This window comes from Burkholderia sp. LS-044 (assembly GCF_004803625.1).
Taxonomy (GTDB): Bacteria; Pseudomonadota; Gammaproteobacteria; order Burkholderiales; family Burkholderiaceae; genus Burkholderia; species Burkholderia cepacia.
On sequence record NZ_SSWO01000005.1, the window covers coordinates 212,702 to 225,553 of the forward strand.

General features: G+C 66.0%; 9 protein-coding genes and 2 pseudogenes. 4 read left to right on the forward strand and 7 right to left on the reverse strand.

Features of this window, described 5'->3' with window-relative positions:
* Positions 1–15: 15 nt before the first annotated feature.
* Together glcE and glcD are read right to left on the reverse strand one after the other, a co-directional pair.
* Entirely contained in the window at positions 16–1,092 is a 1,077-nt protein-coding gene (glcE, locus tag E9536_RS15260; RefSeq protein WP_136470101.1) for a glycolate oxidase subunit GlcE, read from the reverse strand.
* Entirely contained in the window at positions 1,092–2,591 is a 1,500-nt protein-coding gene (glcD, locus tag E9536_RS15265) for a glycolate oxidase subunit GlcD (RefSeq protein WP_136470102.1), read from the reverse strand. Before glcD ends, glcE begins: the two co-directional genes overlap by 1 nt.
* 230 nt (positions 2,592–2,821) lie before the next feature.
* Between glcD and glcC the strand changes: the two genes are divergently transcribed.
* The 4 genes and pseudogenes from glcC to E9536_RS15285 all read left to right on the forward strand — a co-directional run bounded on the left by glcC (position 2,822) and on the right by E9536_RS15285 (position 6,071).
* Complete coding sequence (gene glcC / locus E9536_RS15270) at positions 2,822–3,592, forward strand: transcriptional regulator GlcC (RefSeq protein WP_136470103.1); 771 nt, start codon at positions 2,822–2,824, stop codon at positions 3,590–3,592.
* 250 nt (positions 3,593–3,842) lie between these two features.
* Positions 3,843–4,277: pseudogene (locus E9536_RS15275) on the forward strand (DUF6306 domain-containing protein); the annotation flags it as partial.
* Between the two features lie 35 nt (positions 4,278–4,312).
* Positions 4,313–4,610: pseudogene (locus E9536_RS15280) on the forward strand (DEAD/DEAH box helicase); the annotation flags it as partial.
* 186 nt (positions 4,611–4,796) lie between these two features.
* A complete protein-coding gene (locus tag E9536_RS15285; RefSeq protein ID WP_124838732.1) occupies positions 4,797–6,071 on the forward strand; it encodes a tetratricopeptide repeat protein in 1,275 nt (424 codons plus the stop codon).
* A 211-nt stretch (positions 6,072–6,282) separates the two neighbouring features.
* Here the strand turns inward: E9536_RS15285 and E9536_RS15290 are convergent, their stop codons facing one another.
* From E9536_RS15290 to ugpC, 5 genes are all read right to left on the reverse strand, one after another.
* A complete protein-coding gene (locus tag E9536_RS15290) occupies positions 6,283–7,134 on the reverse strand; it encodes a carbohydrate ABC transporter permease (RefSeq protein WP_027790229.1) in 852 nt (283 codons plus the stop codon).
* 26 nt (positions 7,135–7,160) lie between these two features.
* On the reverse strand, positions 7,161–8,006 hold the full coding sequence (locus tag E9536_RS15295) for a sugar ABC transporter permease (protein WP_155637984.1): 846 nt from the start codon (positions 8,004–8,006) through the stop codon (positions 7,161–7,163).
* A gap of 193 nt (positions 8,007–8,199) precedes the next feature.
* Positions 8,200–9,459 carry an extracellular solute-binding protein gene (locus tag E9536_RS15300; RefSeq protein ID WP_136470105.1) on the reverse strand — a complete coding sequence of 420 codons (1,260 nt, stop codon included), beginning with the start codon at positions 9,457–9,459 and terminating at the stop codon, positions 8,200–8,202.
* A 66-nt stretch (positions 9,460–9,525) separates the two neighbouring features.
* Positions 9,526–11,517, reverse strand: coding sequence for a beta-galactosidase (locus E9536_RS15305; protein ID WP_136470106.1), 1,992 nt, complete (start codon positions 11,515–11,517; stop codon positions 9,526–9,528).
* A gap of 9 nt (positions 11,518–11,526) precedes the next feature.
* Positions 11,527–12,675 (reverse strand): sn-glycerol-3-phosphate ABC transporter ATP-binding protein UgpC, encoded by a 1,149-nt coding sequence (gene ugpC, locus E9536_RS15310; protein WP_119337967.1) that lies wholly within the window; start codon positions 12,673–12,675, stop codon positions 11,527–11,529.
* Between the last annotated feature and the right edge of the window lie 177 nt (positions 12,676–12,852).

The window sequence follows — 12,852 nt, forward strand, 5'->3', positions numbered from 1 at the left end:
GGGATCGGGTTCGCGTCAGAAATCGGCGTACAGGCGGCCGGGATTGAAAATCGCATGCGGGTCGAGCTGTGCCTTGAGCTGGCGGTGCACGCGCAGCAGCGCGGGCGGCAGCGGCTGGAACGGCTCGAGCGTCGTGCCCGGCGTGAAGCAGGTCGCGTGCCCGCCCCATTGCGCGGCGAGCCGCTGCACGTCGGCCGGTGCGGCATCGCTCTTCAGCCAGCGCTGTGCGCCGCCCCAGTCGGCCAGCAGCGCGCCGGGCAGGGCGTCGAGCGGCGCGGCGGCCGGCACCGACACGCGCCACAGCGGGCGCGGGTCGTCGAAGAACGGCAGCGCAAGGTCGCGCAGCCGTGCCCAGAACGCATCGTCATGGTCGTCCATGCAGTCGCCGCCGATCGTGTCGCGCGCGGCCTTCACCGAGCCCTCGCCGCCTTCGATCCGCACGCGCAGCACGCCGTCCGCGTGGCAGGCGCCCGCGAGCGGCAGCCCCGCGCGCCGCCATGCGGCGACGCGCTGCACGGCTTCGTCCACCGCGAGCGGCAACGCGAGATCGCACGTCGCACGGGGCTTCGGCAGCACCTTCAGCGACACCTCGGTCACGACGCCGAGACAGCCGAAGCTGCCCGCGAGCAACCGCGACACGTCGTAGCCCGCGACGTTCTTCATCACCTCGCCGCCGAAGCGCAGGTGTTTCGCGTGGCCAGTGATCACGCGGCAGCCGAGCACGAAGTCGCGTACCGCGCCAGCCCACGGGCGGCGCGGGCCCGACAGCGCCGCCGCGACCATGCCGCCGACCGTGGCCGCGCCGCCGAACGACGGCGGCTCGCACGGCAGCATCTGGCCGGCCGAATCGAGCATCGCCTCGAGGTCGGCGAGCGGCGTGCCCGCGCGCGCGGTGACGACGAGTTCGGTCGGGTCATAGGACACGACGCCGCGATGCGTGCGCACGTCGAGCGTGCGGCCTTCGACTGGGCGCCCGAGGAACGCCTTGGTGCCGGCGCCGCGAATGTGCAGCGGCTGGCGGTCGTGGATCGCCGCGTCGACCTGGGCGACGAGTGCCGCGCTGTCGTCGATCGATTCGATTTCGCGTCGCATCAGAAACGCTCCAGTTCGGGAAACGGCAGCTTGCCGTGATGGATGTGCATCGCGCCGAATTCGGCGCAGCGGTGCAGCGTCGGGATGTTCTTGCCGGGATTGAGCAGGCCCTGCGGATCGAACGCGGCCTTCACCGCGTGGAAGAACGTGATTTCGTCGGCGTTGAACTGCACGCACATCTGGTTGATCTTCTCGCGCCCGATGCCGTGCTCGCCGGTGATGCTGCCGCCCGCCGCGACGCACAGCTCGAGGATCTTTCCACCCAGCGCTTCCGCGCGGTCGAGTTCGCCGGGGCGGTTCGCGTCGAACAGGATCAGCGGGTGCATGTTGCCGTCGCCCGCGTGGAACACGTTCGCGACCGGCAGCCCGTATTCGGCGGACAGCGCGGCGATTCCTTCGAGAACGCGCGGCAGCTCGCGGCGCGGGATCGTGCCGTCCATGCAGTAGTAGTCGGGCGACATGCGGCCGACCGCGGGGAACGCGTTCTTGCGACCGGCCCAGAAGCGTTGGCGCTCCGCCTCGTCGCGCGCGACACGGATCTCCGATGCACCGGCATCGCGCAGCAGCGTGGCGACCCGTTCGGCATCTTCGTCGACGTCGGCGGGCGAGCCGTCGAGTTCGCACAGCAGGATCGCCTGCGCGTCGACCGGATAGCCCGCGTGGATGAAATCCTCGGCCGCGCGGATCGCGAGGTTGTCCATCATCTCGAGGCCGCCGGGGATCACGCCCGCGCCGATGATCCGCGCGACGGCGGCACCGGCTTCGGCGACGTCGTCGAAGCTCGCCATCAGCACCTTCACGCTCGGCGGCTTCGGCAGCAGCTTCACGGTCACTTCGGTGACGATGCCGAGCATTCCTTCCGAGCCGGTGAACAATGCGAGCAGGTCGAAGCCGGGGGCGTCGAGCGCGTCGGTGCCGAGCGTCAGCGTATCGCCGTCGATCGTCAGGATCTCGACCTTCAGGATGTTGTGCACCGTGAGCCCGTATTTCAGGCAGTGCACGCCGCCCGCGTTTTCGGCGACGTTGCCGCCGATCGAGCACGCGATCTGCGACGACGGATCGGGTGCGTAGTAGAGGCCGTGCGGCGCGGCTGCCTGCGAGATCGCGAGGTTGCGCACGCCGGGCTGCACGCGCGCGACGCCGGCATCGGGGTCGATGTCGAGAATCCGGTTGAACTTCGCCATCACGAGCAGGAGGCCCTTTTCGAGCGGCATCGCGCCGCCCGACAGCCCGGTTCCCGCGCCGCGCGCGACCACCGGCACGCCGAGCGCGGCGGCGACGCGCAGCACCGCGCGCACCTGCTCGACCGTGTCGGGCAGCACGACCGCGAGCGGTACCGTGCGATAGGCGGCGAGGCCGTCGCATTCGAACGGCTTGAGCGCTTCGCGCTCATGCAGCACGTCGAGGCCGGGCGCCGCCGCGTGCAGTGCGGCGACGAGTGTGTCGCGGCCGACGGTCGCCAGCGGGCCGTCGATCCGTTCGTCGTAGGTGAAACTCATCGTGTGTCTCCGTCTCCACTCTTCACCATGCGGGCGGCCGCGGGATGCGCGACGCGCCGGATGGACGGCATTCTTGGCGGCCGGCCGGTGCGTGTCCATACGTCGCGGGCGTGGTCATACCAGTTTTTCGAGGCGTGCCCTGAAACTAGGATGGGTATTGACGTAAAAGCCAGTCACGACAAGGGTTTATGAGAAAATCGGCTACATCCGTCCAAAGTGGTCATACCAGTATGGAAATGCACGATCGACAAGCGCCGGCGCGCAATGTCGCCGATGTCGTCGCCGAGCGGATCGAGCAATTGATCGTCGACGGCGTGCTGAAGGCCGGGCAGGCGTTGCCGTCCGAACGGCGGCTGACCGAGAAGCTCGGCGTGTCGCGCACGGCCGTGCGCGAAGGGATGAAGTTGCTGCGTGCGCGCGGGATCATCGAGACGACGCACGGCAAGGGCTCGTTCGTCGCGAGCCTGACCCCGCAGCGCGAAGTCTCGCCGATGATGCACCTGCTCGGCTCGCAGCCGCGCACGCTGTACGACCTGTTCGAAGTGCGCGGGATGCTCGAGACGGAGGCCGCGCGACTGGCGGCGCTGCGCGGAACGTCTGCCGATTTCATCCTGATCAAGCGTCGCTACGACGAGATGACCGCGGCCGATGCGCAGGATCTCGACCCGGCCGCGCGCGCGAAGCTCGATCACGCGTTTCATCTCGCGATTTGCGAGGCGTCGCATAACCCGGTGCTCGTGAATACGTTGCAGTCGCTGACGGATCTGCTGCTGAGTTCGGTGTTTGCGTCGGTGAACAACCTCTATCACCGCGAGCCGTTGAAGAAGCAGATCGATCGCCAGCATGCGCGGCTCTATAACGCGGTGACCGGGCGGCTGCCCGAGCAGGCGCGCAAGGCGGCGAGCGAGCATATCCGCCAGTGCGTCGAATATCTGAGGGAGATCGAGCAGGAGGAGCAGCGGCTCGTGCGGTCGACGTTGCGGCTTGAAGGGTGGACGTGAGCAGGCGCCGGTGTGTTCGTGCCATGACATCCATCAAGCGACGTGCGTCGACGATGCGGTTTGAATGGTTATTGCATCATGATGCGATGTATCTGGCACGAGGCACGCCCTGATTTGCACGTTCGTGCAACACGCGCCGTGTACCGTCGCACGTATTACGCCATCGATCCTGACAGGGGGATGCTGCATGTCGATGCCGACGCATGACGGCGGGCCTGACGCCCGCGCCGACCTGACTCCGCATGAAGACCGCGCTGCGCTGCTGGCGACGCTCGACGAGTTGCTGGAGGCCGAGCGCGCGGTCGCGCGTGTCGCTTCCGAAATGGTCGTCGAGGTGAGCGACGATCCTGAACTGCATCGGCTGATCGCCCATATTCGCCAGGATGACGCGCACTGGTGCAGCGTGCTCGTCGATGCGATTCGGTCGCTCGATGCGGAACCGACGCGCGCGACCGGCGTGTTCTACGAGAAGGCGATGGCGATCGACGATCTGGCGGAGCGGATGGCGTTCCTGAATCGTGGCCAGCGCTGGGTGGTCCGCAAGCTGCAGACGCTGCTTCCGACGCTCGCCGATCGGGACATGCATCACGCACTGTCGTTGATGCTGGTGGCGCACGAGAAGAATATCGGGGCGGTCGATGTGCGGCTGCGCGGCGGAGCGGACGGGGCGCAACCTGCGCCGTAATCGCCAGGATTGCGGTTTCAGCCCGGAATACGTCCATGTCATTTGCCTCGCTTGGCCTGATCGAGCCTCTGCTGCGTCATCTGCAGGACCTCGATTACCAGACACCTGAGACGGTGCGGGTCGAGGCGATTCCTGCGGTGCCGAGTGGCGAGTACGTCATGGCCGCGGCCGAAAACGGCACGGGCAAAACGGCGGGTTTTGCGCTGCCGCTGCTGCAACGCCTCGTCCGACACGGCCCGGCGGTGTCGAGCAACCGCGCTCTTGCCGGCGCCTGCGCGTGAACCGGCCGAACAAGAACTGCAAAGCTTCGTCGAGTCCGGCAAGGGCCTCGAAGAAGCGGGCTCCGACTGTGATTGCGCGGCAACGGTGCTTGTGCCGAGACGGGCTGGGCCCCCATTCGCGGCCATCGCGTAATAATCGATACTATCCGGCGGGCGGCGGCATTCTCTGTCGATCATCGCCGCCGCCGGATGCCACGTACGCTGCTTGACCCACGCGCTGAATAATTACAACCGACCCATGAATCGATCGCTTCTATCCGTTGTCTCGGCAATGTTGTTGATTTCGGTCCCGATGACCGAGGTATTGGCTAGCGAGCCTGGCAAAACGGCAACCACCGACCCCTCGCTCGTATCGGCGACGGTCGATTCAACAAGCGCGCAACAGACAGCTGTCACGCTCGCTCAACGTGGGCAGGCAGCAGAAAAGGCCCGAAATTACCCGCTAGCCATCAGCTATTACACCGCAGCACTGAACTTGCACCCGCTTCTTCTTGACGCGCTGGTAGGGAGAAGTCTTGCATACGACAAGATCCACGAGCGGGAAAATTCCGCGGATGACGCCTTGGTTGCGGCAAAAATAATAAACGACGAGGGAAAAAATTATAAGCTTGCATCCTATCTTTACAGGTTCGCGGGTCTTGGATACTCCTTGTCGAACAAGTATGAAAAATCCGTAGTCGCCTTTACGGGGGCAATTAATATTGATCCATCGGATCCGGGCGCCTATGTACACAGGGCGGGTTCTTATAAATTAATGCTGGATTTCGATCATGCTCTCCTGGACCTGAAAAAGGCGTTGGAGCTCGACCCTGGGAGCATCGACGCAAAAGACAGTTATGCAATGGCTTTCGCGGATATGGGGTTGTATCAGGTCGCCATCGACAAATTGAACGAGTCGCTGGCCGCGGATAAAAATGCGTCGACGACCTACGTGAATCTCGGCCAGGTGTATATGTCGATGGGAAGGTATGACGACTCCCGCCGAAATTTGAACAAGGCGCTGCAACTCGATCCGCGAGATTGGGATGCTGTCTTGAAAGACGTAAAGCTGAATTTCTATACAAAGAATTATGCGGCCGCATTGCGTGGAGCCAATGCATGGCTGGACAACAACAGGGAAAACAGCAGTTCCGAAGATGTTGCATACATGCTGATCTGGAAGCATCTGGCATCGCAACGGCACGGCGTGGATGATCGGGTGAGCCTGGACGGCGAATCTTCGAGCTTGCGGAATCAGGAATCCTGGCCTCGCCCGATCATCGATTACTTCCTGTCGAAAATAGATGCCGACCAACTCAGGGTGGCAGCGGCCAAGGGTGATGACGGGCCTCCTGGGACGCGTCAATGTGAAGCCGAGACTTATATCGGGGAAGCGAATATGATGGCCGGCAAAATGGAGGATGCAACGAGAAATTTCGAAACGGCTGTTTCGCTATGTCCGGTTTCGTGGGCTGAATATGATTTGGCGAAATTCGAAATACAATCGATAAAGAATTTCGTCGCGTCACCGTAATTAAAGCCGGGATGGGGTGTGAGTCACCGAAGGCCGCATTTGCTGTTGGGCGCTTGCGCAGTCACCAGGTGACCGTCGTCGTGAAACCTGGCGGTCGCTTGCAGATCGTTTGGCGACATCCATCCCGATCCGCGAAGATAAAAAAGCCCGCCGAAGCGGGCAACCTCTCGATGCGGAGGGGGGAGATACGAATACGCAGGGCTGCGCGCGTTCAGCCTTTGGTCGCCCCGAACGTCAGCCCCGCCACAAAATGCTTCTGCATCGCGAAGAACATCGCGACGGACGGTAACGCCGCCAGGATCGACCCGGCCGACACGAGGTTCCACGACGTCGTCCATTGCCCCTTCAACGCGGCAACCCCTGCCGTGATCGGCGCAGCCTCATCCCCTTGCGTGAGACACAGCGCCCAGAAGTAGTCATTCCACACGAACGTAAACACAAGAATCGCCAGCGCAGCCAGCGCGGGCCGGATCAACGGCAACACGATCCGCCAGAACACCGTCCATTCCCCCGCCCCTTCGATCCGCGCCGCCTCGATCAGCTCGAACGGCAGTTGCTTGATGAAGTTGCGCAGGAACAGCGTGCAGAACCCGGTCTGGAACGCGACATGAAACAGGATCAGCGCCTCGACCGTATTGAACACGCCGAGCCTGAGCGACAAGTCCCGCACCGGAATCATCAGCACCTGCACCGGCACGAAATTACCCGCGACGAACGTGCCGAACAGCGCCGTGCTCCCGCGAAACTTGTAGGTCGCAAGCGCAAAGCCCGCCATCGCCGCGAGCGCGATCGAGCCAAGCACGGACGGCACCGTGATCTGCACGCTGTTCCAGAAGTAATGCAGCATCGGCGACGTGGTCAGTGCATCGCGATAGTTCTCGATCATCGAGAAGTGCCGCGGCCAGCCCCAGTAGTGGCCTTCGACGAGTTCCTCGGTCGAGCGCACCGACGTGACGAACACCGCGATCATCGGCAGCAGCCAGATCACGAGCGCGACGGGCAGCGACAGCTTGTACAGCCGGCGCGATACCGGCTTCCATTGGGCAACGGGTGTCGGAAACATGATGAAGGCATCCCCGGAAGGTCAGGTCACTGCTCGTTGCGCAGCAGGCGGCGCAACTGGAACACGATGTAGACGAGCATGATCGCGAACAGCACGACCGCGATCGACGCGGAATAGCCGAGCCGGTAGTACTTGATCGCCTGGTCGTACATGTAATACGCAAGCACGGTCGAGCTCTCGAACGGGCCGCCGCTCGTCATCACCGAGATCAGGTCGAAGCTGCGCAGCGCACCGATCACCGTGACGACGATCGCCATGAAGGTGGTCGGCCGCAGTTGCGGCAGCACCACGTGCCACAGCAGCGCGAAGCCGCGCGCGCCTTCCATGCGAGCGGCTTCGATCTGTTCCGGATTGAGCGACGTGAGGCCGGTGAGGTACAGGATCATGCAGTACGCGGTTTGCGGCCACAGCGCGGCGAACACGATGCCGAACGTCGCGTAGCGCGCGTCGCCGAGCACCGGGATGCCGTGTCCGGCGATCAGCGCGAGCAGCCCGAACGTCGGATCGTAGAACCACGAGAAGATCAGGCCGACGACCACACCCGACAGCACGAACGGCGCGAAGAACAGCGACTTCACGAGCCGGATGCCGGCGACCGCCTGGTTCAGGTACAGCGCGAGCGCGAGGCCGAGCGGCGGCGCGAGCATGAAGAGCGCGAGCCAGATCACGTTGTTGCGCAGCGCCGTGTAGAACGTCGGCGCTTGCAGCAGCTCCGCATAGTTCGCGAGACCGACGAACGTGCGCTCGGTCATCCCGTCCCAGTTGTATAGGCTCAGCCACAGCGTCGACAGGATCGGCCAGATCACATAGACGGCAACCATCGCGCAGGCCGGCGCGAGAAACAGCCACGCGGCGCGCCGTTGCCGCCGCACGGCGGGCGACGGGCGGCGCGCGGGTGATGCAACCGCGGCAACCGCGGCGGGCGCGCGAGGGTTCGACGGTTCCGGCGGCGCGGCGGGCGGCTCGAGGTGTCGGGACGAAATCGGACTGGACACGGCAGGGCTCCTGAACGAGCGAACGATGGGGCAGCCGCAGCGGCGGAGTACCGCCGCGCGGGTCACGGCGTTACTTCTTGTAGATCCGCTTGCGGGTCTGTTCGAGCTGCGCGAGCACCGTATCGAGCTGCGCCGGATTTGCGAGGAACTGCTGCATGCCCTTCATCCCCTCGTCGGCCATTTCCTTCGTCATGTCGCGGTCGTAGAACTGCGCGACGCCGCCCTTCGTGTCGGCAAGGATCCGGAAGCCGATGCGCGAGACCGGGTCGGCCGGCTCGGGCGACTTGCTGTTGGCCGACAGCGAACCGAGGCCTTCCGCGAGCTTCGCGCCCATCTCGGGAGTTTCGACGAACGCGAGGAACGTGTGCGCGTCGGCCTTGTTCTTCGCCTTCGTCGGGATATGCAGCGATTCGACCGGGCCATCCTCGGCGGTCGGCACCTTCGGGTCGATGATCGGGAAACGGTAGTAGCCCATTTCCTGCTTCACGTAAGGCGGAAAACCCGCCGCGATGAAGGTGCCCATCAGCATCATCGCGGCCTTGCCCTGGAACAGGAACGGCTGGGCGCCGTCGAGATCGTAGGACAGCGCGTTGTCGATGAAGTAGCCCGCGTCGATCAGCGACTTCCACGTCGTGTAGACCTTCTTCACGCGCGGGTCGGTGTACGGCACGTCGCCCGCCATCAGCTGCTGGTGGAACGCGTTGCCGTTCAGGCGCAGGTCGAGATAGTCGAACCAGCCGGCGAGCGTCCACGCGTCGCGGCCGCCGAGCGCGACCGGCGTGATGCCGGCCGCCTTCAGCTTCTTGCACGCGTCGAGAAACTGGTCCCACGTCTTCGGCTCGTCGGCGATGCCGACCTTGCGGAACAGGTCCTTGCGGTAGAACAGCCCCCACGAGTAGTAGACGGTCGGTGCCGCGTACTGCTTGCCGTTGTACGACGATGCGTCGCGCGTCGATGCATACATCGCGCCCCAGCCGTTCTTCGCCCAGTCGCCGCTCAGGTCCTCGAACAGCCCGCGCTTCGCGTAGTACGCCATCCGCTCGCCGGCGTGCCAGTTCACGACGTCCGGCGCGACGGTCGTGAGCCAGGCGGGGAGCTGCACCTTGTACGCTTCCTCGTCGACGAAGGTCGCCTTCACGTCGATGTCGGGATGCGCCTTGTGGAACGCGTCGAGCGTCGACTGCCAGACCGCGCGCTGGCTGGCGCCCTTGAACGCGATGTTGATCGTCAGCGTGCCGGCATCGGCGGGCGCCGTCGTGCCGAGCGATGCCAGTGCGACGGCGGCGGCCGTGGCGAGCCGGGCGGCGAGGCGAAGGGGGCGATGTGTCATGCGTGTCTCCATTCCTGTGTGTCGTCTTGTGCGTGACCGGCGCATCGCGGCGCCGGTGTCGGGGTGCTACGAACGGCTTCGATACACGGCCACGTCTTGCGGCCCGACTTGCGCGGTGCCGAGCACGAACGCCGACGGCGGTACCGCGTCGATCGTGTGCGGCGTGTCGCCATAGTTGAAAACGTAAGTCAGGCCGCCGCGCCGGCTCACGCGCACGCCGTCGCCGAGCGGCGTCGGCGTGAGGCCGGCTTCGGCCGCGACATCGGCGAACAGCCGGGCGGTGGTCGCGTCGTCGAACAGCGCGGCCCAGTAGTGCAGCGTGCCGTGCGACACGCAGGCCGGGTGACCGTCGGCGAAGCGCGCGCGCACGACGCCGCGCGTGTCGTCGTGAAGCTCGACGAAGTCGCGCCAGTGGCGCGCATGGCCCGCGAGCGGCGTACCGTCGCACAGCGTGCCGTCGATCCGCTCAGTCACGTTCGGCCGCAGCGATTCGACGCGCCATACGCGCACCGGCAGGCTCGATGCGAGCGGGCCGGGCGGCAGCGTCGGCGGAATCTGCAGGTCGACGGTCTTCGAGCCGGTGCGCGGCCCGAACACGGCGTGCGCGCCCGAGGCCGCGAGCCGCGCGGCGAAATCGTCCGGGACGACCGGCAGCGGCGGCACGACGACGAGCCGGTAGCCGTCGAGCGGCGCGTGCGCGGAAACGATGTCGACGTCGAGGCCGAGCGAACGCAGCGCCGCGTAGTACTCGAACGCGAAGCGCGGGTAGTGGAAATCGGCGCCTTGCGGCTGCACTTCGAACAGCCACTTCGCTTCGTAGTCGAACACGAGCGCGACGGGGGCACGCACCGCGCCGTTCGGGTCGGCATCGGCACCTGCGTCGCGTATGGCCGCGATCTCGCGCGCGACACGCTGCGCCTCGCGGCCGCCTTCGTCGAGCCGGTTGTCCGGCGTATTGAGACCCGCATGCATCTGCTCCTGCGCGAACGGCGCCTGACGCCAGCGGAAGTACGACACGCAACCGGCGCCGTGCGCGAACGCCTCCCAGCTCCACAGGCGCACCATGCCGGGCAGCGGCGCGGGGTTCCACTGCGCCCAGTTCACGGGGCCCGGCTGCTGCTCCATCACCCAGAACGGCAGCTTCGACATGCCGCGATAGAGGTCGTGATTGAACGACGCGAAATCGGGATGGCCGGTGCGCAGCCAGCGCGCCTTCACGTCGGGCGCGAACCATTGCTCCTCGAGCGCGCCGAGCGGATAGCTGTCCCACGTCGCGACGTCGAGGTCGCGCGCCACTTCGTAATGGTCGAACTCGGTGAACAGCTGCATGAAGTTGTGTGCGACGGGCCGGCCCGGCGAGTGCGCGCGGATCACGTCGACCTGCATCCGGTGATAGCGCGCGACTTCGTCCGACGCGAAGCGCCGGTAGTCGAGGCGATGCGACGGGTGCGCTTCGGTCACGGTGCCGACGGGCGCATCGACCTCGTCGAAATGGCGATACTCCATGCTCCAGAACACGGTTCCCCACGCGCGGTTCAGCGCGTCGATCGTGCCGTAGCGCGCCTTCAGCCACGCACGGAATCGCACGAGCGCGGCCGGCGAATAGCTGACGACGGTCTGGTGGCAGCCCAGCTCGTTGTCGGTCTGCCAGTAGCGCACGGCCGGGTGCCGGCCGTAGCGCTCGGCGACCGCCGTGCAGATCTGGCGCGACGCCTCGAGATAGGTCGGCGACGAGAAGTCGTAGTGGCGGCGCGAGCCGAACGCGCGCGGCCGGCCGTCGGCGCCGATCGCGAGGATGTCCGGATGGCGGTCGACCAGCCATTTCGGCGGCGTCGCGGTCGGCGTGCACATCACGATCTCGAGGCCGGCCGCGCCGAGCACGTCGACCGCCCGATCGAGCCAGCCCCAGTCGTATTCGCCCGGCGACGGCTCGATACGGCTCCACGCGAATTCGGCGATCCGCACCTGCTCGATGCCGAGCGCTTTCATCCTGCGGGCATCGTCGGCCCACATCGATTCCGGCCAGTGTTCCGGGTAGTAACAGACTCCGAGGCGCATGCCCGATCCTTATGCGTAGTGGTGAACGTGGACGTCGGCGCACGCGGGCACCGCGCGGCCGTCTTCGGTGAAGAGATGGCAGGCCGCGGCCGGTGCATGCACGAGCACGCGTTCGCCGCTGCGCACCTGCGCGTCGCCGGGCACCTTCGCGATCAGCGAGTGGCCGCCGGGCTGGTCGAGGTGCACGTAGGTCTGTTCGCCCAGGCGTTCGACGAGCGCGACGTCGCGTGCGAGTGTCGTGGCGTCGTGCGCGGCGCCGAGCGTCAGGTGTTCGGGGCGAATGCCGAGCGTCACGGCGGCGCCGGCGCCGAGCGCCGAGCCGTCGCGCGGCAGCGTGAAGGTTTCGCCGGACGGCGTGAGCGTGACGGCCGTGCGACGGGCATCGCACGCCGTGACGACGGCCGGCAGGAAGTTCATCCGCGGCGAGCCGATGAAGCCCGCGACGAAGCGGCTGGCCGGGTGGTGGTAGAGGTCGAGCGGCGCCCCGACCTGCGCGATGCTGCCGTGCTGCGCGGTGTCGGCACCGGCGTGCAGCAGCACGATCTTGTCGGCGAGCGTCATCGCTTCGGTCTGGTCGTGCGTCACGTAGACGACGCTCGCGCGTTCGAACTGGCGGTGCAGCCGCGCGATCTCGATGCGGGTCTGGCCGCGCAGCGCGGCGTCGAGATTCGACAGCGGCTCGTCGAACAGGAACACGCCGGGCTCGCGCACGATCGCGCGGCCGATCGCGACGCGCTGCCGCTGGCCGCCCGACAGCGCCTTCGGCTTGCGCTCGAGCAGCGTGTCGAGCTGCAGGATGCGCGCGGCATCGCGCACTTTCCGGTCGATCTCGGCTTTCGGCACGCGCGCGAGCTTCAGCCCGAACGCCATGTTCTCGTAGACCGTCATGTGCGGAAACAGCGCGTAGCTCTGGAACACCATCGCGACGCCGCGTTCGGCGGCCGGCACGTCGTCGACGCGGCGGCCGTCGATCGACAGCTCGCCCGCGCTCAGGTCCTCGAGCCCGGCGATCATCCGCAGCAACGTCGACTTGCCGCATCCGGACGGCCCGAGGAACACGCAGAACTCGTGCGCGCCGATCTCCAGATCGACGTCGCGAATGACCGGTGCGTGATCGCCGTAGGCTTTCTGCACGCGCCGCATCGAGATGCTCGCCATTGTCTCCGCTCCATGTTTTAATGCGCCATCGTCGTTGATTAAGCGCTTAATCATCGCGATCAAAAAAAGAGGCGATGCGATCGCGGCCGAGTCGCGCCCGTCGGTCGGGCGGCAGGGTGTGCGGCGATAGTGCGCCGCTTCGGTGAGCGAAGCAAATACTGGATAGACGTCTCATAT